The organism is Kaistia adipata DSM 17808 (assembly GCF_000423225.1).
In the GTDB taxonomy this organism is placed as follows: domain Bacteria; phylum Pseudomonadota; class Alphaproteobacteria; order Rhizobiales; family Kaistiaceae; genus Kaistia; species Kaistia adipata.
Genome location: NZ_KE383991.1, coordinates 1,359,352 through 1,381,249, shown reverse-complemented (window position 1 = coordinate 1,381,249; position 21,898 = coordinate 1,359,352). Strand labels below are relative to the sequence as shown.

Below are 21,898 nucleotides of genomic sequence, written 5' to 3'. Positions count from 1 at the left end.
GTCGAGCGGACGGCGTTAACCTCCTCTCAACCACGTTCTTGAACCCGTGCTTAACCAACGGGCTGCTAAGACCGCCTCATGTCCGAGTATGGTGGACAAGGAGTTATCTTCATGGCGAATTCTCTACCCATTCTGCGCGGCGCCAAGTTCGTCGTGTTCATTGGCGCAGCTCTCGCGCTGGCCGCATGCGCCAACAAGCCGGGCGCCGGCGGTGCAGGTGGCCTCGGTGCGGGCGGCATTGGTTCGGCGACCCCGGGCAGCGCCCAGGACTTCGTCGTCAATGTCGGCGATCGCATCTTCTTCGAGACCGACCAGACCGACATCTCGTCGAACAACCGTGGCACGCTCGACAAGCAGGCGCAGTGGCTGCAGCAGTATCCGCGCTACCAGGTGACGATCGAGGGCCACGCCGACGAGCGCGGCACGCGTGAGTACAACATCGCGCTCGGCGCCCGTCGCGCCACCAACACCAAGAACTACCTGGTTTCGCGCGGCATCGCGCCGAACCGCATCCGCACCATCTCCTACGGCAAGGAGCGCCCGGTCGCGGTCTGCAACGACATCTCGTGCTGGTCGCAGAACCGTCGCGCCGTCACCGTGCTGAACAACGCCGGTTCCTGAGCGCGTTCCACCATACGATTGACCGGAACGGCGGCCCTCGGGCCGCCGTTTCTGTTTGAGCGCCTCGTGCGAAGCGGATATCGGTTCACGTGACGAAGAGGCGATCGGACATGGAGCGAGGTTCCGTCCGCGTTTGCGTGGAATGCGGAAACGACCGGGCGGCCCAACTTTGGCCGAACTCAAGCCCCTGAAATGCATCGACGAAGCGGTGCGGCGGTGCCGTGTCGCAATGATTGTTCAACGGATGGGCTGATGAGACAGAGACTCCCGACCCTGGCCGCGATGCTGCTCGCGGCGGGGCTGACCTTCACGGCGACGGGACCGGCCGGCGCCGGCCTGTTCGACAAGCTTCGCGGCGGCGGCGGATCCGAGCAGGGCCTGCAGCCGCCCGGCCAGATCGGTGGCGTCGTCCAGGCGCAATCGACGCAGAGCGAGGCGCAGGCGGCGATGCGGATGGACCGCATCGAGCAGCAGATGCGCGACATGACCGGCCAGATCGAGCAGCTGACCTACCAGCTGCGGCAGCTGCAGGAGCAGCTGCAGCGCGCGCAGCAGGACACGGATTTCCGCCTGAAGGGCGTCGAGGGCGGCGGCAAGCGTTCCGACGCCGCTCCGGCGGCGCGCCCGCGCGCCGCGGCGCCGGCGCAGCGCAGCGCCCCGCCGCCATCGGACGCGATCGGCGATACCATCGGCTCCACCGACGGCGAGATGGATCCGGCCGCGGGTGGCCCTGGCGCGCCACCACGCGCGCTCGGACAATTGACGCTCGACCCGAACGCGCCGATCGACCTTTCGCAGGGCGGTGGTCCGTCGCCGGGGGGCGCGCCGCAGCCGACCGGTACGGCGCGGGGCGACTACGAGGCGGCCTACGGCCTCGTCATGAAGGGCGACTACGACGTCGCCGAGGCGGCGTTCCGCCAGTTCCTGCAGGCGCATCCGAAGGATCCGCTCGCCGCCGACGCGCAGTACTGGGTCGGCGAGAGCCAGTTCGCGCGGCAGGATTTCCGCGGCGCCGCCGATGCCTTCCTGTCCGGCTACAAGCAGTATCCGAAGAGCGCCAAGGCCCCCGACATGCTTCTGAAGCTCGGCATGTCGCTCGCCGGCATGAACCAGCGCGAGGCCGCCTGCGCCACCTATACCGAGGTGCTGAAGCAGTACCCGAAGAGCTCGAACGCGCTCTTGCAGCGGGTCAAGCAAGAACAGGCCAGTGCCAGCTGCTGACCAACAAGGTTTGCTCGCGCCGGAGACGCTCGAAGCGATCTTCGCGCCCTTCGCCGGCCTGCGGCGTGTCGGGCTCGCCGTCTCGGGCGGCGCCGATTCCCTCGCCCTCCTGATGCTGGCCGAACGCTGGCGCGCCGCCGCGCCGGGGCGTCCCGACCTCGTCGTCCTGACCGTCGATCACGGCCTGCGGCCGGAATCCGCCGCCGAGGCGCGCTTCGTCGCGGATGTCTGCGCGCAATACGGCGTTGCGTGCCGGGTGCTGCGCTGGGCGGGTCCGGCGCCGTCTTCCGGCATCGAGGCGGCCGCCCGGGCCGCGCGCTACCGGCTTCTCGCGGAAGCCGCCCGCGCCGAGGGCCTCACCCACCTCGCCACCGCGCATCACCGCGACGACCAGGCCGAGACCTTCCTGATGCGCCTCGCGCGCGGCTCCGGCGTCTACGGGCTGGCGGCGATGGCGGCCGAGACGGACAGGGCCGGCCTTCGCCTCGTCCGGCCCCTGCTGGGCCTCTCGCATGCCGAACTCGTCGCGGAAGTGCGCGCGGCCGGGCTCGTTGCGGTCGAGGATCCGCACAATTCCGATACCTCCTTCGATCGCGTCCGCATGCGCCGGCTGATGCCCGTGCTGGCGGCGGAAGGGCTCGATGCCGCGACGCTTTCCGCCACGGCGGAACGGCTGGCCCGCGCCGCGAGCGCGCTCGACACCTATGTCGGGCGGCTGTTCGAGCGGGCGGCCGAGGCCGACGCGTTCGGCATGGTCCGGTTGCGGCGAGACGATTGGCGCGGCGAGCCGGAGGAGATTCGCCTCCGCGCGCTGGCCCGCATCCTGCGCGCCGTCGGTGGCGCCGCCTATGTGCCGCGTCTCGAGGGCGTCGAGGCGCTGGCGGCGGCAATGGGCTCCGAGGATGCCTTCGCGGCGCGGACGCTCGCCGGCGTCGTCGTCGATCGCCACGGCGACGGGTTCCGGTTCCAGCGCGAAGGGGGGCGCGACGGTTTGCCCGCGCTCGTCGTCGAAGCCGGGTTCGAAGGGATATGGGATGGCCGCTTCCGGGTGGTCGTGGCGGGGGGAGGGGTCTCGGGCCTCGTCCTCGGGCCGCTCGGCGAGACGGGCCGGCGGCAGTTGATCGACCATGCGCCGCGCGGCATGCCGCGCGCCATCGCGGCGCTGCCCGCGCTGTGGCGCGGCGGGGCGATCCTGGCCTGTCCAGCCCTCGGCCTTGCGCCGGATCCGGCGCTCGACATCGCCTTTTCGGCGACATCGCTGGTTGCGGCGCGGATGCGCGATCCCGCCCGCCATGACGATCCGGGCGCCTGATCTAAACCATTGCCGCATTTTCCGCGCTTTCAATGGCCATGCTCATATTGGCTTCAGCGGTCGGGCCACCTATCTTAGCCTGAAATGAGCGGCACCCGGCCGCATCCTGCCCTTGAAGGGATTCTGATGAACGCGAATTTTCGCAACTTCGCAGTGTGGGTCATCATCGGCCTGCTGCTGATCGCCTTGTTCAACCTGTTCCAGAACCCGGGCCCGCGCGCCGCCGGTCAGGACATTGCCTATTCGCAGTTCCTGAGCGACGTCGACAGCGGCCGCGTGCGCAGCGTCGTCATCGCCGGCCAGCAGATCACCGGCAGCTACACCGACAATGCGAGCTTCCAGACCTTCGCGCCGAATGACGCGGATCTGGTGAAGCGGCTCGAGGACAAGAACATCTCGATCACCGCGAAGCCGCCGACCGAAGGCGGCACCTCGCTGATCGGCGTCCTGATCTCGTGGTTCCCGATGTTCCTGATCCTGGCCGTGTGGATCTTCTTCATGCGCCAGATGCAGGGCGGCGCCGGCGGCAAGGCGATGGGCTTCGGCAAGTCCAAGGCCAAGCTGCTGACCGAGGCGCATGGCCGCGTCACCTTCGACGACGTCGCCGGTGTCGACGAGGCCAAGGAAGACCTGCAGGAGATCGTCGAGTTCCTGCGCGACCCACAGAAGTTCCAGCGCCTCGGCGGCCGGATTCCGCGCGGCGTGCTGCTGGTCGGCCCTCCGGGAACCGGTAAGACGCTGACGGCGCGCGCCGTCGCCGGCGAGGCCAACGTGCCGTTCTTCACCATCTCGGGCTCCGACTTCGTCGAGATGTTCGTCGGTGTCGGCGCGTCCCGCGTCCGCGACATGTTCGAGCAGGCGAAGAAGAATTCGCCCTGCATCATCTTCATCGACGAAATCGACGCGGTCGGCCGTCATCGCGGCGCCGGCCTCGGCGGCGGCAATGACGAGCGCGAGCAGACGCTGAACCAGCTGCTCGTCGAGATGGATGGCTTCGAGCAGAACGAAGGCGTCATCATCATCGCCGCGACCAACCGTCCGGACGTGCTGGACCCGGCGCTGCTGCGCCCCGGCCGTTTCGACCGCCAGGTCGTGATCCCAAACCCGGATGTCGTCGGCCGCGAGAAGATCCTGAAGGTGCATGCCCGCAAGGTGCCGATGGCGCCCGACGTCGAGCTGAAGACGCTCGCCCGCGGCACCCCCGGCTTCTCCGGCGCCGACCTGATGAACCTCGTCAACGAGGCGGCCCTGCTGGCGGCGCGGCGCAACAAGCGCATCGTCACCATGGCCGAGTTCGAGGACGCCAAGGACAAGGTGATGATGGGCGCCGAGCGCAAGTCGCTGGCCATGACGGCCGACGAGAAGCGCAACACCGCCTATCACGAGGCCGGCCACGCCATCATCGCGATGCTGCTGTCGTCCACCATCGACCCGATCCACAAGGCCACCATCATTCCGCGCGGTCGTGCGCTCGGCATGGTGATGACGCTGCCGGAGTCGGACCGCTACAACTGGACCTACGAGAAGGCCAAGTCGCGCCTGATCATGCTGTTCGGCGGCCGCGAGGCCGAGATCCTGACCTTTGGTCCGGAGAAGGTGACGACCGGCGCCAGCGGTGACATCCAGATGGCGACCAGCCTGGCCCGTTCCATGGTGATGGAGTGGGGCATGTCGGAGCGCCTCGGCCGCGTCCGCTACCGCTCGAACGAGCAGGAGGTCTTCCTCGGCCATTCGGTGGCGCAGTCGACCAACATCTCGGACGAGACCGCCAAGATCATCGACGAGGAAGTGCGCAAGCTGATCGAGGAGGGCGAGAGCGAGGCGCGGCGTCTCATCACCGAGAACCGCGACAAGTTCATCGCCATCGCCGAAGGGCTGCTCGAATACGAGACGCTGTCCGGCGAGGAGATCAAGAACCTGCTCGACGGCAAGCCGCCGATCCGCGACACCGGCGACGACGTGCCGCCCTCGCGCCCGTCCGTGGTTCCGACCACGCGCGGCCCGCGCCCGAAGGGCGACCCCGGCCTGGAGCCGCAGCCGCAGTCCTGATGGCGCGGCGGAAGACATGAAAAAAGGGCGGGGCCTCGCGGTCCCGCCCTTTTTCGTGCGCGCTTTTCGGCGCGGCGCGGATCAGGCCGCCTTGGCGATGTCGGCCGCGATGATTGTGGCCGAGTCCGTGATCGTCGCGCCGTAGATCGTGCGCAGGTAGTCGATCGCCGCTTCGTTGTCGACGCCGTCGAAGACGCAGACGCCGTCGGCCGGGATCTCGATGCCGTAGCCGCGGATGAAGGCGCCGTAGCTGGTGTGGCGGACGCAGCAATGGGTGTGCTGGCCGACCACCACCACGTCGGTGACGCCGAACTCCTTGAAGATCGCGTCGAGCCCGGTCTCGTCGAAGGCGCCGTAGAAGCGCTTCGGCGAGACGATTTCGCGCGGCGCGCCGATCGGCGTCAACTCGTCGATGACGTCGGCGCCGCGCGTGCCGGCCATGGCATGCGGGCCCCAGACGGCGATCTCGGCGTCGTCGGCGCGATGCGCGTCGTTGGAATAGACGACCAGCCAGTCGGAGCGGCCGCGGGCGTGGTCGATGAGATCGCGGATGACGGGCACGATCCTGGCGGCATGCGCCTGGTTCTGCAGCACGCCGGTGTAGAAGTCGTTCAGCATATCGATGATGATGAGGGCCTTCATGGGCAGCTCCTGCTCGGGGGAAGGAAGCCTCCCTTGCCATCCCGTCTCCCGCTGCGGAATGCACATTCCATATCGTCCTGAAACATTCGCCGCGCCGGCCTGCCGGTAATCGCAGAATTCCGGAAATCTCAGTAAAATCTGGACCTTATGGTAAAATTACTTAAGGTGCCGATCGATGCCGGTTGCGACGTCTCGGTCGTGGCGAGGGGAGCGTGTAACAGCCGCTCATGATTTTTGAACCCTTTCGGCGCCATGCTAGTCTATGACTGCCGCGAATGCCCGCAGCGGAGCCTCTCCGATCGGATGAGCCGCTGGTTCGGGTTCTTGATTTGACGCACGGCCCCGTTCCGGAAAATCTCCAGCTTTCGGGTCGCGCCTTGGGAAACGACGACGCATGGTACGCAAATTCTTCGGCACGGATGGCATCCGCGGCAAGGCCAACGCCTTTCCGATCACGCCGCAACTCGCGTTGCAGGTCGGGATCGCCGCGGGGCTGGCTTTCCGGAACGGCGGCCATCGGCACCGCGTGGTGATCGGCAAGGACACGCGCCTTTCCGGCTACATGATCGAGCCGGCGCTGACCGCCGGCTTCACCGCGGCCGGCATGGACGTGTTCCTGCTCGGCCCGATGCCGACGCCCGCCGTCGCCATGCTGACGCGTTCGCTGCGCGCCGATCTCGGCGTCATGATCTCCGCCTCGCACAACCCGTATGAGGACAACGGCATCAAGCTGTTCGGCCCCGACGGCTACAAACTCTCCGACGAGACCGAGGCCAGCATCGAGGCGCTGATCGAGGAGGACCTGTCGGGCCGGCTCGCCGCCTCGGCCGATCTCGGCCGCGCCAAGCGTATCGACGGCGCGCAGGAGCGCTATGTCGAGTTCGCCAAGCGCACGCTGCCGAAGACGCTCGATCTCGCGGGCCTGCGCATCGTCATCGACAGCGCCAATGGCGCCGCCTACAAGGTCGCGCCCGAGGTTCTCTGGGAACTCGGCGCCGAAGTGATCACGATCGGCGACAAGCCGAACGGCTTCAACATCAACCTCGATGTCGGCTCGACGGCGACCGACGCGCTGCGCAAGAAGGTGCACGAGGTCCGCGCCGATATCGGCATCGCCCTCGACGGCGACGCCGACCGCGTCATCATCGTCGACGAGAATGGCGAGGTCGTCGATGGCGACCAGCTGATGGCCGTTGTGGCGCAGTCCTGGGCCGAGGACGGCCTGCTGTCGCAGCCCGGCATCGTCGCGACGATCATGTCCAATCTCGGCCTCGAGCGCTATCTCGGCTCGCTCGGCCTGTCGCTGGCGCGCACCAAGGTCGGCGACCGCTACGTCGTCGAGCACATGCGCAACCACGGCTTCAATGTCGGCGGCGAGCAGTCGGGCCACCTGATCCTGTCGGACTTCTCGACCACGGGCGACGGCCTCGTCTCGGCGCTGCAGATCCTGGCCGTGGTGCGCAAGACCGGCAAGCCGGTCAGCGAGGTGTGCCGCCGCTTCGAGCCGGTGCCGCAGATCCTGAAGAACATCCGCTTCGGCGGCGGCAAGCCGCTCGAGGTCGCGAGCGTGCAGGCGGCGATCGCCGAGGGTGAGGCGCGGCTCGGCCGCACCGGCCGCGTGGTGATCCGTCCCTCCGGCACCGAGCCGCTGATCCGCGTCATGGCGGAGGGCGACGATCATGCCTTGGTCGAGGCGGTGGTCGACGACATCATCGGCGCGCTGAAAGAGGTCGCCTGACGTCCCGCGCGTCGACCCGTCCGGGTCCCGTTCCCCGTTCCGAACCAGGCGTCGCGCAGCTCCTGCGCGGCGCCTTTTTCGTATCTGTGCGTGGGACCTGTGTGGCGATTGCGCCACGCGATCTATGCCTAAGGCTCCCTTACGGAGGAAACATCGTGGTTAAAGGTTGTAGTTAATCCGATGTTAAAGGGTCCCGGTTGAGAAACGCCCCATGAGCGTTTTCGGGATTGCGCCTTGTCGCGGTCCGACCTTTGAGAGGGTTCTGAATGAGCACTTCGCGGATCTTGGCAATCGCGATCGCGGCCGGGCTGAGCGCCGGCGGGCTGACCGGCACGGCCGTCGCGGCGGATCTAGAGCCCTATGTCGAGCCGGTTCCGCTGGCCACCGGCGGCTGGTATCTGCGCGGCGCCATCGGCATGAGCAACCAGCGCCTCGGCGATCTCGAATACAAGTATTTCAACGAGTCGAATTACGTCACCGACTGGATGAACGAGGGCGATTTCTCCTCCGCCCCGACCTTCAGCCTCGGCGCCGGCTACCAGTTCAACGACTGGTTCCGCGCCGACCTGACCGGCCAGTATCGCGGCAAGGCCGATTTCTACGCTTCGCAGCGCGTGCACAACCTGAACAATCCCGACCTGCCGGAATTCTTCAGCGACGACTACACCGCCCGCAAGTCGGAGTGGCTGTTCCTCGCCAACGGCTATGTCGACCTCGGCACCTACAAGGGCATCACCCCCTATGTCGGCGCCGGCATTGGCACGTCGCGCAACACCATCTCGGGCTTCCGCGACGTGAACACCGAGTTGAACGCGGGCGGCTATGCCGGGTCCGATTCGCAGTGGAATTTCGCCTGGGCGCTGCATGCCGGCCTCGGTTTCCGCGTCACCGAGAACCTGATCTTCGATCTCGGCTACTCCTATGTCGACCTCGGCAACGCGACCACCGACACGGCCTACAACGTCGATCCGTCCCATTCGCGTCCGAACGACGGCTTCAAGTTCAAGGACATCACCTCGCACGACGTGAACTTCGGCATCCGCTACCTGTTCAACTGATCGGGCCTGGTCCGAATTCCGGGGCGCGCCGCGGCAACGCGGCGCGCCTTTCCATTTCCGTGTCGACCTCTCTTGCATTCGCTCCGGCCGAGGCGTAAACGCGTCGGCGGGACACCCCTCCCCAACGAGGGGCTACTATCTGAGAGGATAGACTATGGCAGATCTCGCCACGCCCGGCCGCCGGCCGGTGAACGCTAACTATTCTTCCGGCCCCTGCGCCAAGCGTCCTGGTTGGACCTTCGAAGCGCTCAAGGATGCGGCTCTCGGCCGATCCCACCGGGCCAAGATCGGCAAGCAGAAGCTCCAGAAGGCCATCGACCTGACGCGCGAGGTTCTCGGCGTGCCGGCGGATTACCGCATCGGCATCGTTCCGGCCTCGGATACCGGTGCGGTCGAGATGGTTCTGTGGTCGATGCTCGGCGCCCGCGGCGTCGACATGCTGGCCTGGGAGTCGTTCGGCGAGGGCTGGGTCACCGACGTCGTCAAGCAGCTGAAGCTCGAAGACGTCCGCACCTTCAAGGCCGATTACGGCCAGCTGCCGGACCTCGCCAAGGTCGATTTCGACCGCGACGTCGTCTTCACCTGGAACGGCACCACCTCCGGCGTCCGCGTTCCGAACGGCGACTGGATCGCCGCCGACCGCGCCGGCCTGACGATCTGCGACGCCACCTCGGCCGCCTTCGCTCAGGATCTCGCCTGGGACAAGCTCGATGTCGTCACCTTCTCCTGGCAGAAGGTGCTCGGCGGCGAGGGCGCCCACGGCATGCTGATCCTGTCGCCCCGCGCCGTCGAGCGTCTCGAGACCTACAAGCCTTCATGGCCGCTGCCCAAGATCTTCCGCATGACCAAGGGCGGCAAGCTGATCGACGGCATCTTCGTCGGCGAGACGATCAACACCCCGTCGATGATGGCGGTCGAGGACTATCTCGACGCGCTCGGCTGGGCGCAGTCGCTCGGCGGCTGGAAGGGCCTGACGGCCCGCGCCGACGCCAATCTGAAGGTGCTGGCCGACTGGGTCGCCAAGACCGACTGGATCGATTTCCTGCCGGTGGTCGAGAACACCCGCTCCAACACCTCGGTCTGTCTCGTCATCACCGACCCGGCGATCAAGGCGCTCGACGACGCGGCCCAGGCGGCCTTCGCCAAGGCGATCGTCTCGGCCCTCGACAAGGCCGGCGTCGCCTATGACATCGGCTCCTATCGCGACGCCCCGGCGGGCCTTCGCATCTGGACCGGCGCGACCATCGAGGCGTCCGACCTCGCGATCCTGACCGAATGGCTCGACTGGGCCTTCGCGTCGCAGAAGGCCGCCCTCCAGGCCGCCTGAGTTTCAGCCGGCGGGGCCTCGGCCCCGCCCGTTCGCTCGATATTCCAGTTTCATACCAGCGTCCGCACGCCCTCAGGCGTCATCCCCGCGAAAGCGGGGATCCATACGGCCCCAGGCTTCGGCTGCATGGATCCCGGATCTACGCTTCGCTTCGTCCGGGATGACGACGGCGCTAGGTAACCAGGGACACAAAGCACATGGCACCGCGCGTTCTCATTTCCGACAAGCTCTCCAAGACCGCCGTCCAGATCTTCAAGGATCGTGGCGTCGAGGTCGACTACCTGCCGGATCTCGGCAAGGACAAGGAGAAGCTGCTCGAGATCATCGGCAATTATGATGGTCTCGCCATCCGCTCCAACACCAAGGTGACCGAGAAGGTCATCGCCGCGGCGAAAAATCTCCGCGTCATCGGCCGCGCCGGCATCGGCGTCGACAATGTCGACATTCCGGCCGCGACGGCGAAGGGCATCATCGTGATGAACACACCCTTCGGCAACTCGATCACCACCGCCGAGCATGCGATCGCGATGATCTTCGCGACCGCCCGCCAGATCCCCGAGGCGAATGCCTCGACCCAGGCCGGCAAGTGGGAGAAGAACCGCTTCATGGGCGTCGAGGTGACGGGCAAGACGCTCGGCATCATCGGCTGCGGCAATATCGGTTCGATCGTCGCCGAGCGCGGCGTCGGCCTCCGGATGCGCGTCATCGCCTTCGATCCGTTCCTGTCGCCGGAGCGGGCGATCGATCTCGGCGTCGAGAAGGTCGACCTCGACGAGCTGTTCCGCCGCGCCGACTTCATCACCCTGCACACGCCGCTGATCGACAAGACCCGCGGCATCATCGACGCCAAGGCGATCGAGAAGATGAAGGACGGCGTCCGCATCATCAATTGCGCGCGCGGCGGCCTGGTCGTCGAGAAGGACCTCGCCGAGGCGCTGAAGTCCGGCAAGGTCGCCGGTGCAGGCTTCGACGTGTTCGAGGAAGAGCCGGCGACCGAGAACGTGCTGTTTGGCCTGCCGAACGTCGTCGCGACGCCGCATCTCGGCGCCTCGACCACGGAAGCGCAGGAGAACGTCGCGCTGCAGGTCGCCGAGCAGATGGCCGACTATCTGGTCAAGGGCGCTGTCTCCAACGCCTTGAACATGCCGTCGATCACCGCCGAGGAAGCGCCGCGCCTGACGCCGTTCGTCAAGCTCGCCGAGCAGCTCGGCTCCTTCGCCGGCCAGCTCACCGAGACCGGCATCAAGGCGATCAAGCTCGAATATGAGGGCGAGGTCGCGGAGATGAACGTCCGCGCGCTGACCGCCGCGGCGCTGGCCGCCGTGCTGCGCCCGCAGCTGCAGACCGTCAACATGGTCTCGGCGCCGGCGATCGCCAAGGAGCGCGGCATCGCCGTCGAGGAAGTCCGCCGCGAGCAGCAGGGCGCCTACGAGAACTACATCCGCCTGACGGTCACGACCGAGCGGCAGGAGCGTTCGGTCGCCGGCACCGTGTTCGGCGACGTCAACCCGCGGATCATCCAGATCAAGGGCATCAACATGGAGGCCGAGCTCGGCCCCCACATGCTCTACGTCACCAACAAGGACAAGCCGGGCTTCATCGGCCGCTTCGCCAGCCTGCTCGGCGGCGAGGGCATCAACATCGCCACCTTCAACCTGGGCCGCAAGGCGCCGGGCGAGGACGCGATCGCGCTGATCGGTGTCGACGAGGCGATCTCGGACAGCGTGCTCGACCGCGTCAGCGCGCTCGAGGGTGTCGTCCAGGCCAAGCGCCTGACCTTCTGAGACAAGGTCTCAGCACCGGATCGAAGAGGGGCGACGGGCAACCGTCGCCTCTTTTTTGTTTTGGTCCTGTTGTGGCTGATGGTTGGTGCGCATGGATGGACACCACCCTCAACATGCTGAGGAGGCCCGCAGGGCCGTCTCGAAGCACGCACAAGGCAGAACCGCGCATTCTCGCTGCAGTACCGTCCTGCGTCCTTCGAGACGGCTTTCTGCGAAAGCCTCCTCAGTGTCTGGCCCGTAATTGGACAAGGCCCGCCACGCCGCCTTCCCTTCACCTCTCCCTGAGGGAGAGGTCGGAGCGAAGCTCCGGGTGAGGGTTTAGGAAACCATCCGGTGAGGCCGTAAACCCTCACCCGCCGGCCTTCGGCCGTCGACCTCTCCCTCAGGGAGAGGTGAAAGTAGAGTGTCCCCTGCATTTCGGGCCAGACACTCAGGATGATGGAATTCGGTGTCTGGCAGGCCCGTACGGGCTACCGCCCGAAGGCGCGAATGCGGGCCAGGCTCAGTTGCGCGATGGCGATGCCGCCGAGGATCAGCGCATAGCCGGCGCCGTGGAACCAGCGTGGCTGTTCGCCGAGGAAGACGATGGCGATCGCTGAACCGAACACCGGCAGCAGGTGGAAGAACGGTCCGGCGCGGTTCGGCCCGATCAGCGCGACGCCGCGATTGAAGAACATGTAGGCGACGACCGAGGGGATCACGACGACATAGGCGAGCACGGCGAAGGTGAGCGGCGTCGCGTGCATCACCTGGCCGGAAGCGATCTCCCACGCGAAGAAGGGCAGGATCATCGCCGCGCCGGCGGGAATGGTGAAGCCGAGCATCGACAGATAGTGGATGCGCGGCCCCTTCTTCAGAAGCGCCGAATAGAAGCCGTAGCAGCTGATCGCGACCAGCATGATGATGTCGCCGATATTGAGCGTCAGGTGCAGCAGCACGGCCGGATCGCCGCGGCAGACGATCAGGATGACGCCGCAGAGCGACAGGCAGACGCCGGTGATCTGCGCGGCCGACATGCGGTCCCTGAACAGGATCAGCGACCAGACGCCGATGACCAGCGGCGCGATCGACTGCATCAGAAGCCCGTTCAGCGCCTCGGTATATTGCAGGCCGTAATAGGCGAGGGTGTTATAGGCGCCGATGCCGGAGGCGGCGAGCAGCAGCATGATGCCGAGGCTGCCGCGAATCGCCGGCCAGTCGCGCTTCAGGTGCGGCCAGGCGAAGGGCAGGATGATCAGCGATGCGCCGAGCCAGCGGATCTGCGCCAGTGCCACCGGCGGGATCGAGCCGACGACATAGCGGCCGAGCACGATGTTGATCGCCCAGAACAGGAAGGTCAGCGCGAGCAGGAGATAGGGCCGGTTGAACAACCAGGCGAAGGCCCCGGAGAGAAACGACATGGACTGGCCTCGGACAGCAAGAGGTCTGGATAGCCCTGTCGGACCGCTGCTGCCAAGGGGTGGGCGGGCCTCTATTCTCCCTCCCCCTTGTGGGGAGGGGCGGGGTGAGGGTACTGCCTCGGTCTGCGACCATGGATCTGATGCGGTGCCGGGGGCCGCCGGACGGTCTGCGCCGGTACCCCCTCCCTAACCCTCCCCGCAAGGGGGAGGGGATCTATTGTGCGCCTCAGGGGGAATCAGATGGCCGTACCGGCTAGCAAGGGCGAGCTTCTCGATGCGATCGGCTCCAACTTCGACAAGCTGATGAAGGAGCTCGCCACGGTTCCGCCCGGGCGGACGGGTGAGAAGACGCTCGAAGGCCACGCCAAGGGCAGCCACATGAGCGTGCATGACCTTGTCGCCTATCTGACCGGATGGGGCGAACTGGTGCTGAAATGGCATGTCCGGCGGGATGCGGGCGAGCCGGTCGATTTCCCCGAGACCGGCTACAAGTGGAACGAGCTCGGCGCCCTCGCGCGGAAATTCTACGCCGACTATGCGGATCTTCCCTTCGAGGAACTCCTGCGGCGCTTCGCGACGGCGAAGGATCGCCTCGTGGCGCTGATCGAGCGGCAGGACGACGCGGCGCTCTATGGCGCGCCCTGGTACGAGACCTACACGATGGGCCGGATGATCCAGTTCAACACGTCGTCGCCCTATGCCAATGCGCGCGGCCGGCTACGCAAGTGGAAGAAGACGAGCGGCGTCGCGTGACCGGGTTCGCCGCATTTTCCACATGACGAGCGCAATTGTGGCGCGGGGATACCACAATCGCGCGCTATGCGGGCATTGGCCTGCCAGCCTGCCGTGTACCATCCTTTGTGGAAAGTCAGCATGCCCATGAAGATCCTCGCTTTGTCGCTTGCGGTGCTCGCCGCTTCCACGGCGCCGGTCCTTGCCGGCGACGTCGCCATCGAGAGCCGGATCACCGCCGTGACCGTGCATCCGCAGAGCGCCGCGATCCAGCGCGAGGCGGGCTTCTCCGTGCCGGCCGGTCTCAGCGTGCTGGTGGTGGACGATCTGCCGGCCGACATGGCGCAGGACAGCCTCCGGGTCGAGGGACTGGCGGCGGGCGGCGTCGTCATTCGCTCGGTCGAGACGAAGCCGCGCGACGCCGATCCCGACAGCGATCCCGTGCGCAATGGCATCGAGGCCGAGATCGACGGGCTGAACGACCAGATGCGCGGCCTCGACGACCGGCTCGCCGCGCTCGACCTTCGGGTGAAGTTCGTCGACGGGTTGGCCGAGAGCCTGCCGCAGGGCCTCGCCAAGGGCTTTGCCGACGGCAAGCCGGTCGGCGATTGGGCCGGCACCGCCGAGGGGCTTGGTTCCGAGCGCGAGAAGATCGCCGGCCTGCGCGCCGGAGTGATGATCGAGAAGCGGGCGCTCGAAAAGACGATCGCCGGTCGCCAGCGCGCGCTCGACATGCTGCCGCCGCCGCTGCCGAAGCGGGTCGCCCGTGTCGAGATCGCGGCCGAACAGCCCACCAGCGGGCGGCTGACCTTGCGCTACCGCACCCAGGCCGCCGGCTGGACGCCGGCCTATGATATGTCGCTTTCGCTCGACGAGGCGGGCGGCGCGCCGAAGCTCGACCTGGTTCGTCGCGCGGAACTGCATCAGGAGACGGGCGAGGACTGGAACAAGGTCGCGCTGGTGCTCTCGACCGCACGCCCGGCCGAGGGCACGCAGGCGCCGGAACTCTTCGAGAGCATCGTCCGCTTCGTGCCGCGCTACGAGGCGAAGGATCGCGAATCGCTGGCGGTCGTCCGTCCGATGCCGGCGGCCGCGCCGCCAATTCACGCCGAGGCCCAGGGCGGCGGCTATGACGCCATCGGCCAGGCCGAGGCGGTCGCCGATTTCGGCGATTTCCGCGCCGAGTACCGGATCACGGATCCGGTCACCGTCGCCTCGGGGGAGGGGCAGCGCTCGATTCGCATCGGCGGCGAGAGCGTGACGCCGCGGCTCGAGGTGCGCGCCGCGCCGGCGATCAGCGAGACCGCCTACCTGACGGCGCGGTTCAAGAACGCCTCCGGCGCGCCCTATCTCGGCGGCGAGGCCGTGCTCTATCGCGACGGCGCCTTCGCCGGGACGGTGGCTTTGCCCTTCACCGCGCCGAACGACGAGGTGACGCTCGGCTTCGGCGTCGACGACAAGGTCGCGGTTTCGCGCACCACCGTGCAGCAGCAGACCGGCGAGCGCGGCCTGATCTCGTCGCAGCGGACGGATGAGCGGCGCTATCTGATCAAGGTCGAGAATCGGCACAAGCGTCCGATGGCGATCGTCGTGCTGGACCAGCTGCCCGTCGCCGAGGCGAAGGCGATCGCGATCGAGGCGCTGCCGGTGGCGACGCCGCCGACCGAGACCGCCGTCGACGGCCGCCGCGGCGTCGTCGCCTGGCGCTATGACTACGCGCCGGGCGAGACGAAGGAGATCCAAAACGCCTTCTCGATCAGCTGGCCCGCTGATCAGGAGGTTTTCTGGGCGAATTGACGCCGCAAGATGGGGCGGCGGGGGGTCGCGCCGGTGATACGGAGTCTATATAGTCCGCGCGCCTTGTGCCGGTCGTTCGCCGGCAACGGGGTCTATCGCGCGCCCGGTCGCGCGGCATAAGCTGTGGCAGCACGTCGAAAAGGGTAGTTTCAATGGCGAATGTAGTCGTCGTCGGATCGCAATGGGGCGACGAAGGCAAGGGCAAGATCGTCGACTGGCTCTCCGAGCGCGCCGACATCGTCGTGCGCTTCCAGGGCGGTCACAATGCCGGCCATACGCTCGTCATCGACGGCGTGTCCTACAAGCTCAGCCTGCTTCCGTCGGGCGTGGTGCGTCCGGGCAAGCTCGGCGTCATCGGCAACGGCGTCGTCGTCGATCCGCATGCGCTCGTCGCCGAGATCGGCCGGCTCGAGGCGCAGGGCGTCAAGGTCGGGCCCGACAATCTCCGCATCGCCGAGAACGCCGCGCTGATCCTGTCGCTGCATCGCGACCTCGACGCGTTCCGCGAGAACAGCACCTCCGGCACCCGCATCGGCACCACCAAGCGCGGCATCGGCCCGGCCTATGAGGACAAGGTCGGCCGTCGCGCCATCCGCGTCATGGACCTCGCCGACCTGCCGGCGCTGCGCGAGAAGATCGAGCGCCTACTGGCGCACCACAACGCGCTGCGCCGCGGCCTCGGTCAGGACGAAATTTCTGTCGACTCGCTCTATGAGGAGCTCGCCTCGGTCGCCGACAAGGTGCTGCCGTTCATGGATTCGGTCTGGCAGCTGCTCGACCGCGAGCGCCGCGCCGGCAAGCGCATCCTGTTCGAAGGCGCGCAGGGCGCCCTGCTCGACATCGACCACGGCACCTATCCGTTCGTCACCTCGTCCAACACCGTCGCCGGCCAGGCCGCGACCGGTTCGGGCATGGGCCCGGGCGCCGTCGGCTACGTGCTCGGCATCACCAAGGCCTACACGACCCGCGTCGGCGAGGGTCCGTTCCCGACCGAGCAGACCGGCGAAGTCGGCGATTTCCTCGGTACGCGCGGCCACGAATTCGGTACGGTAACGGGCCGCAAGCGTCGTTGCGGCTGGTTCGATGCCGTGCTGGTTCGCCAGACGGTTCGCACCTCCGGCATCACCGGCATCGCGCTGACCAAGCTCGATGTTCTCGACGGCCTTGAAGAAATCAAGATTTGCGTTGGATATAAGCTCGATGGCCGCGAGATCGATTATCTCCCGGCCTCGCAGGCGGCGCAGGCCCGGGTCGAGCCGATCTACGAGACGCTGGAGGGATGGAAGGATTCCACCGCCGGGGCTCGCAGCTGGAACGACCTGCCGGCACAGGCCGTGAAGTATGTTCGCCACGTCGAGGAGCTGATCGGCGCGCCGGTCGCGCTCCTGTCGACCAGCCCGGAACGCGACGATACAATTCTGGTTCAGGATCCGTTCCAGGACTAAGGCTGCCGATCTCAGGCGCCGGTTCGGACGTGTCAGTTAGTAGAATGGGACGATGACCGACTATTACGCGGTATTGAAAAAGGCGGTTTCCGGCTTCGAGACCGATTCCGGAGACGCGCGTCGTTCGGTTTACGACAAGGCGCGCACCGCGCTGATCGCCCAGTTGAAGTCGATCGATCCCCCGCTGACGACCTCCGAGATCTCCCGCCAGCGCCTGGAACTGGAAGAGGCGATCCGCAAGGTGGAGCGCGAGGCGAGTGCCGCCCGCGCGACGCCGGTCCGGGTCAGCGCCGCGGCCGCCGTGGCCGAGGCGCTGGCCGCCGCTCCCGAGCCGGAGCCCGCGCCGGTCGTCGCCGAGCCGGAGCCGGAAGAGCCCGTCGAGGCGGTCGAACCACCTCGTGCTGAACCCGTGCCGCCGCGCCCCGCGCCGCGCGCGGCGGAGCCGGCTCGCCCCGTGCCGCCGCCGGCGCCGCCTCGCGCCGAGCCGGAGCTGCCCCTTGTCGAGGAGATCGACGAGGGCCCCGTCGACCCGGTCGAGCCGGAGCATGACTGGCCGGAAGTCGAGCCCGAGCCGAGAACGCTGCGCCAGGCGCCGCCGATCCAGCCGCAATGGCCGCAGGCGACGCCGAAGTCCGATTTCGCCCATGACCGTTCCGCCCCGCAGGGGGGAGGCCGGCGCGAGCCGCGCCTGTCGCGCGATCACGACGAGCCGCATTTCGATCTCGATGACGATATCGAGGCGGGACGCCGGCTGTCGTCCGATTCCGATTGGGCGGCGGAACCTTTCCATGACGATCCGCTTGGAGATGCCGACCTCGACGAGCCGCGTGGCCGCAAGGCCCGCAAGGCCGGCCGGGATCGCGGCCGCGGCGCGGAACGCCCCGCCTATTCCGAGCGCAAGAAGTCGTCGCGCTGGCCGACGCTGATCCTGCTGATCCTGATCGGCCTGCTGCTCGGCGGCATTGCCGCGCTGGCCTGGTCGCAGCGCAGCGTCGTCAAGGACGTGATCGGCGACCTCATCGATTCCGCCGAGCAAAGCGGGCCGAAGCCGACGCTCAGCGAGAACCCCGAGCCGGCCCCGGCCAGCACCAAGAATGCCGATCGCCTGGGCGGCGCGCCGGACGACACGCCGCCAAAGGCCGTGCGTACCGTCGATGCCGAGCCCGCGCCTGGCGATCAGGAGCTGGACCCGCTCGCCGGCGTGGTGGCGCCCGAGGGCACGCGTCCCGCCAGCGCTCCGGAGGCGCCCGCCGAGGCGCCACAGACCGCCCCGCCGCAGGCCACCGCCGGTGCGGAAGATTCGCTCGTCGCGCAGAAGGCGATTCTCTACGAGCAGCCGACCGATGGCAGCCAGAGCGTCAAGATCGTGCCGGCGACCGCCACCTGGAAGTTCAATCCGAACTCCTCCAACGGCCCGGAGATCCAGGCCAATCTGGAGGTGCCCGAGAAGGGCATGAAGGTGACGCTGAACATCCGCAAGAACAACGACAGCGCGCTGCCGGCCAGCCATCTCGTCGAGATCGTCGTCGACACGCCGTCCGACTTCGCCGGCGGCGGCGTCAAGTCGGTGCCGGCGCTGGTCATGAAGCCGACCGAGGAATCGCGCGGCCAGCCGCTCGACGGCGCGGCCGCGAAGGTGGCCGACGGCTTCTTCTGGATCGCCTTCACCAACGACGCCCGGCCGATGGCCCAGAATGTCGCGCTGCTGCGCGAGCGCAACTGGATCGACCTGCCGATCGTCTACAACAACGATCAGCGCGCCATCCTGACCTTCGAGAAGGGAACGCCCGGACAGCGCGTGTTCGAGAAGGCATTGGCCGCCTGGGGCGACAACTAGCGCGGTTTCAAGCCGAGGCAGGGTGACCATGAAGCTGAGGCTCATCCTGCATGGCAAGGCGGCGCGCGAGCCCCGCGTCCGCGCCGCGGTTCGCGCCGTCCGCGCCGATGGCCACGAGATCTCGGTTCGGGTGACGTGGGAGGCGGGCGATGCCGGTCGCTTCGCCGCCGAGGCGGTCGCCGAGGCCAGGCGGGGCCTGGTCGATGCGATCGTGGCCGGTGGCGGCGATGGCACCGTCAACGAGGTGTTCGCGCTGGCGCTGGCGGCCGGTCCGCCGGATACCTGCAGCTTCGGCATCCTGCCGCTCGGTACGGCCAATGACTTCGCCCGCTCGAACGGCCTGCCCGTCGACGATCTCGCCGCCTGCCTCCGCCTCGTCACCACCACGCCGGCCCGCGCGATCGACATCGGTACGCTGAACGGCCGCGTCTTCGTCAATCTGGTGTCGGGCGGCTTCGGATCGCGCGTCACCGTCGAGACCGATCCGGAACTGAAGCGGCGGCTGGGCGGCCTCGCCTATGTCGTGACGGGCGTGGCGCGCTTCCGCGAGCTCGGCACCAGCCACGGCCGGATCCGCGGCGAGGGCTTCCACTGGGAAGGCAGCTTCGTGGCGCTCGCCATCGGCAATGGACGCCAGGCGGGCGGCGGCATCGTGCTCTGCCCCGAGGCGCGGCTCGACGATGGCGCGCTCGACCTGATGATCCTGCCGGAGCTCGTCGGGGAGGCTCGCCTCGACGCGGTGTCGCAGCTGTTCCGTCAGGGCGCGGCGGCGGTTCCCAACCTGCAGGTGACGGCGCGCTCGCCCTGGTTCGAGTTCGAGTCGGACGAGGAGCTTTCCGTCAATCTCGACGGCGAGCCGGTGAAGGCGCGGGCTTTCCGCATCGCGTGTCGGCCGGCTGCCTTGCGCGTCCATCTCGGGCCGACGCCACTTCTCCACACTGCATAGCTGCTCTGTCCGCAGGGCTCTTGCCCCGGCGGTCGTCCTCGGCCATCCTCGCGCCATTCCGAGGGGTGTTCGCTGACGCGAGCTGAGATGGCCAGGGGCCGAACCCTTCGAACCTGATCCGGGTCATGCCGGCGAAGGGACGGGAAGCTGGTTCAAGTCGTCACCTCGTTCTACGCCATAGGCATGTCTCGTCCGTAGTCCGGAGGAGCGGCTGCGCCATGGTGGCAAGGGCAGAGTTCGATACGCCCGATCGACGGAGAGTTTGGCTGGACGGCCTGGTGCGGGCGTTCGTCGTCGCCGTGGCGGTTCTCGCCGTCTGGCAGGCGGTGATCCTGATCTTCGCGCCGCCGCCCTTCATGCTGCCGCCGCCTTCGCGCGTCTGGCGGGCGCTGGTCGAGCGGCCGGACCTCTGGCGGCGCGATGCCGTCACCACCCTGATCGAGACCGTGGCCGGGCTGTTCACCGGCGCGCTCGCCGGCATCGCGCTGGCGCTGGTGATGGTGTTCGTCCCGGCGATCCGCCGCATCCTGATGCCGCTCCTGATCGTCACCCAGGCCTTTCCCGTCTTTGCCATCGCACCGCTCCTGGTGCTCTGGTTCGGCTTCGGCATCGGCTCGAAGATCGTCATGGCGACGATCGCCATCTTCTTTCCCGTCGCCTCCGCCTTCCACGATGGCCTGACGCGAACCGATGCCGGCCTCGTCGATCTCGGCCGCCTCTACCGGGCGCGGCGCTGGCAGGAAATCCTCTATCTCCGCGTGCCCTATGCGCTGCCGGCGCTGGCCTCGGGTCTCCGCGTCGCCGCCGTCTATGCGCCGGTCGGCGCGCTGATCGGCGAGTGGGTCGGCGCCTCGTCCGGCCTCGGCTACGCCATGCTGATGGCGAATGGCCGCGCCCAGACCGACGTCATGTTCGCCGCGCTGGTGCTGCTCGCCGCCATGGCCGTGCTGGTCCGCGCCGCCGTCGATTTCGCCACACGCCGGATCGCCCCCTGGGCGCCGGAAACCCTTTCCTGAAACCAGAAACTGCAAAGGAAACGCAGCCATGAAACTCGGTACGCGACTGGCGGCCCTCGGCCTGGCAGCCGCCCTCTCGATCGCTCCGGCCCAGGCGGCCGACAAGCTCACCCTGCTGCTCGACTGGTTCTACAACCCCGACCATGCGCCGCTGGTGATCGCCCAGGAGAAGGGGATCTTCGCGAAGCATGGCCTCGATGTCGAGATGATCGCGCCGGCCGATGCCAGCGCGCCGCCGCGGCTGGTCGCCGCCGGCCAGGCCGACATCGCCATCACCTACCAGCCCGACCTGATGCTGCAGGTGAAGCAAGGCTTGCCGCTGACCCGGATCGGCACGCTGATCGAGACGCCGCTCAACGCGCTGATCGTCCTCCAGGACGGGCCGGTGAAGGAACTCGCCGACCTCAAGGGCAAGAAGATCGGCTATTCGGTCGCCAGCCTGCAGAACGCTTATATCGGCACGGTCCTCGCCTCGGTCGGCCTGAGCGAGAAGGACGTCGAGATGGTCAACGTCAACTTCAACCTGTCGACCTCGCTGATGTCGGGCCAGGTCGACGCGATCATCGACGGCTACCGCAATGTCGAGCTGATCAGCCTCCGCCTCGAGGGCAAGCCCGGCAAGGCCTTCTTCCTCGAGGAGCATGGCGTCCCGGCCTATGACGAGCTGATCTATGTGACGCGGAACGCCCTGCGCGACGATCCGCGCCTGCCGCGCTTCCTCGCCGCGGTCGAGGAGGCGACGATCTACCTGACCAACCATCCGGACGAGGCGCAGGAGGTGTTCGTCAAGTCGCACCGCGAGCTCGACGACCAGCTGAACCGCGATTCCTTCCGCGCCACGCTGCCGCGCTTCGCCAAGCGGCCCGCCGCGCTCGACGTCGGCCGCTACGAGCGCTTCGCGGCGTTCATGAAGGAGAAGGGGCTGATCGACACGATTCCGCCGGTCGACAGCTACGCGATCGCGCCGCGCTGA

17 protein-coding genes and 1 riboswitch are annotated in these 21,898 nt (G+C 67.6%); of the genes, 15 read left to right on the top strand and 2 right to left on the bottom strand.

The annotated features are described in order from the left end of the window. Positions 1 to 111: 111 nt before the first annotated feature. The 4 genes from pal to ftsH all read left to right on the top strand — a co-directional run bounded on the left by pal (position 112) and on the right by ftsH (position 5,203). Positions 112 to 621, top strand: a complete 510-nt coding sequence (gene pal, locus G539_RS0119275; protein ID WP_029076643.1) for a peptidoglycan-associated lipoprotein Pal — start codon at positions 112 to 114, stop codon at positions 619 to 621. 252 nt (positions 622 to 873) lie between these two features. Further along, positions 874 to 1,842, top strand: a complete 969-nt coding sequence (gene ybgF / locus G539_RS0119270; RefSeq protein WP_169516669.1) for a tol-pal system protein YbgF — start codon at positions 874 to 876, stop codon at positions 1,840 to 1,842. After that, entirely contained in the window at positions 1,829 to 3,154 is a 1,326-nt protein-coding gene (tilS, locus tag G539_RS25530; RefSeq protein WP_156912047.1) for a tRNA lysidine(34) synthetase TilS, read from the top strand. The genes ybgF and tilS overlap by 14 nt, the downstream gene beginning before the upstream one ends. Positions 3,155 to 3,280: 126 nt before the next feature. After that, a complete protein-coding gene (ftsH, locus tag G539_RS0119260; protein WP_029076641.1) occupies positions 3,281 to 5,203 on the top strand; it encodes an ATP-dependent zinc metalloprotease FtsH in 1,923 nt (640 codons plus the stop codon). An 81-nt stretch (positions 5,204 to 5,284) separates the two neighbouring features. On the opposite strand, the gene G539_RS0119255 is transcribed toward ftsH, so the two are convergent. After that, entirely contained in the window at positions 5,285 to 5,845 is a 561-nt protein-coding gene (locus tag G539_RS0119255; protein WP_029076640.1) for a cysteine hydrolase family protein, read from the bottom strand. 394 nt (positions 5,846 to 6,239) lie between these two features. Here G539_RS0119255 and glmM point away from each other — a divergent pair, with 394 nt between their 5' ends. The 4 genes from glmM to serA all read left to right on the top strand — a co-directional run bounded on the left by glmM (position 6,240) and on the right by serA (position 11,752). Further along, positions 6,240 to 7,583 (top strand): phosphoglucosamine mutase, encoded by a 1,344-nt coding sequence (gene glmM / locus G539_RS0119250; RefSeq protein ID WP_029076639.1) that lies wholly within the window; start codon positions 6,240 to 6,242, stop codon positions 7,581 to 7,583. Positions 7,584 to 7,849: 266 nt separating this feature from the next. Beyond that, positions 7,850 to 8,641 carry an outer membrane protein gene (locus G539_RS0119245; RefSeq protein WP_029076638.1) on the top strand — a complete coding sequence of 264 codons (792 nt, stop codon included), beginning with the start codon at positions 7,850 to 7,852 and terminating at the stop codon, positions 8,639 to 8,641. Between the two features lie 154 nt (positions 8,642 to 8,795). Beyond that, positions 8,796 to 9,968, top strand: coding sequence for a phosphoserine transaminase (locus G539_RS0119240; protein ID WP_029076637.1), 1,173 nt, complete (start codon positions 8,796 to 8,798; stop codon positions 9,966 to 9,968). A 197-nt stretch (positions 9,969 to 10,165) separates the two neighbouring features. Next, positions 10,166 to 11,752 (top strand): phosphoglycerate dehydrogenase, encoded by a 1,587-nt coding sequence (gene serA / locus G539_RS0119235; protein ID WP_029076636.1) that lies wholly within the window; start codon positions 10,166 to 10,168, stop codon positions 11,750 to 11,752. Positions 11,753 to 12,222: 470 nt separating this feature from the next. Here serA and G539_RS0119230 read toward each other — a convergent pair whose 3' ends face one another. Continuing rightward, complete coding sequence (locus G539_RS0119230) at positions 12,223 to 13,152, bottom strand: DMT family transporter (protein ID WP_029076635.1); 930 nt, start codon at positions 13,150 to 13,152, stop codon at positions 12,223 to 12,225. A gap of 240 nt (positions 13,153 to 13,392) precedes the next feature. On the opposite strand from G539_RS0119230, the gene G539_RS0119225 reads away from it, so the two are divergent. The 7 genes from G539_RS0119225 (at position 13,393) to G539_RS0119195 (ending at position 21,898) form a co-directional block, all read left to right on the top strand. Continuing rightward, positions 13,393 to 13,905, top strand: a complete 513-nt coding sequence (locus G539_RS0119225; protein WP_029076634.1) for a ClbS/DfsB family four-helix bundle protein — start codon at positions 13,393 to 13,395, stop codon at positions 13,903 to 13,905. Positions 13,906 to 14,025: 120 nt separating this feature from the next. Next, entirely contained in the window at positions 14,026 to 15,681 is a 1,656-nt protein-coding gene (locus G539_RS0119220) for a mucoidy inhibitor MuiA family protein (RefSeq protein ID WP_169516668.1), read from the top strand. A 152-nt stretch (positions 15,682 to 15,833) separates the two neighbouring features. Next, entirely contained in the window at positions 15,834 to 17,126 is a 1,293-nt protein-coding gene (locus G539_RS0119215) for an adenylosuccinate synthase (RefSeq protein WP_029076632.1), read from the top strand. Between the two features lie 52 nt (positions 17,127 to 17,178). Continuing rightward, positions 17,179 to 18,963 carry a hypothetical protein gene (locus tag G539_RS0119210; protein WP_029076631.1) on the top strand — a complete coding sequence of 595 codons (1,785 nt, stop codon included), beginning with the start codon at positions 17,179 to 17,181 and terminating at the stop codon, positions 18,961 to 18,963. Positions 18,964 to 18,991: 28 nt separating this feature from the next. After that, a complete protein-coding gene (gene yegS / locus G539_RS0119205; protein WP_029076630.1) occupies positions 18,992 to 19,909 on the top strand; it encodes a lipid kinase YegS in 918 nt (305 codons plus the stop codon). A 51-nt stretch (positions 19,910 to 19,960) separates the two neighbouring features. Continuing rightward, a riboswitch (TPP riboswitch) is annotated at positions 19,961 to 20,066 on the top strand. Positions 20,067 to 20,127: 61 nt separating this feature from the next. Beyond that, positions 20,128 to 20,925: an ABC transporter permease gene (locus G539_RS0119200; protein WP_245576907.1), complete on the top strand. Its 798-nt coding sequence runs from the start codon at positions 20,128 to 20,130 to the stop codon at positions 20,923 to 20,925. 28 nt (positions 20,926 to 20,953) lie between these two features. Next, complete coding sequence (locus G539_RS0119195) at positions 20,954 to 21,898, top strand: ABC transporter substrate-binding protein (RefSeq protein ID WP_029076628.1); 945 nt, start codon at positions 20,954 to 20,956, stop codon at positions 21,896 to 21,898.

Coding starts and splice junctions, on each gene's coding strand:
- pal (WP_029076643.1), top strand. CDS start 112: ATGGCGAATTCTCTACCCATTCTGCGCGGCGCCAAGTTCGTCGTGTTC.
- ybgF (WP_169516669.1), top strand. CDS start 874: ATGAGACAGAGACTCCCGACCCTGGCCGCGATGCTGCTCGCGGCGGGG.
- ftsH (WP_029076641.1), top strand. CDS start 3,281: ATGAACGCGAATTTTCGCAACTTCGCAGTGTGGGTCATCATCGGCCTG.
- G539_RS0119255 (WP_029076640.1), bottom strand. CDS start 5,845: ATGAAGGCCCTCATCATCATCGATATGCTGAACGACTTCTACACCGGC.
- glmM (WP_029076639.1), top strand. CDS start 6,240: ATGGTACGCAAATTCTTCGGCACGGATGGCATCCGCGGCAAGGCCAAC.
- G539_RS0119245 (WP_029076638.1), top strand. CDS start 7,850: ATGAGCACTTCGCGGATCTTGGCAATCGCGATCGCGGCCGGGCTGAGC.
- G539_RS0119240 (WP_029076637.1), top strand. CDS start 8,796: ATGGCAGATCTCGCCACGCCCGGCCGCCGGCCGGTGAACGCTAACTAT.
- serA (WP_029076636.1), top strand. CDS start 10,166: ATGGCACCGCGCGTTCTCATTTCCGACAAGCTCTCCAAGACCGCCGTC.
- G539_RS0119230 (WP_029076635.1), bottom strand. CDS start 13,152: ATGTCGTTTCTCTCCGGGGCCTTCGCCTGGTTGTTCAACCGGCCCTAT.
- G539_RS0119225 (WP_029076634.1), top strand. CDS start 13,393: ATGGCCGTACCGGCTAGCAAGGGCGAGCTTCTCGATGCGATCGGCTCC.
- G539_RS0119220 (WP_169516668.1), top strand. CDS start 14,026: ATGCCCATGAAGATCCTCGCTTTGTCGCTTGCGGTGCTCGCCGCTTCC.
- G539_RS0119215 (WP_029076632.1), top strand. CDS start 15,834: ATGGCGAATGTAGTCGTCGTCGGATCGCAATGGGGCGACGAAGGCAAG.
- G539_RS0119210 (WP_029076631.1), top strand. CDS start 17,179: ATGACCGACTATTACGCGGTATTGAAAAAGGCGGTTTCCGGCTTCGAG.
- yegS (WP_029076630.1), top strand. CDS start 18,992: ATGAAGCTGAGGCTCATCCTGCATGGCAAGGCGGCGCGCGAGCCCCGC.
- G539_RS0119200 (WP_245576907.1), top strand. CDS start 20,128: ATGGTGGCAAGGGCAGAGTTCGATACGCCCGATCGACGGAGAGTTTGG.
- G539_RS0119195 (WP_029076628.1), top strand. CDS start 20,954: ATGAAACTCGGTACGCGACTGGCGGCCCTCGGCCTGGCAGCCGCCCTC.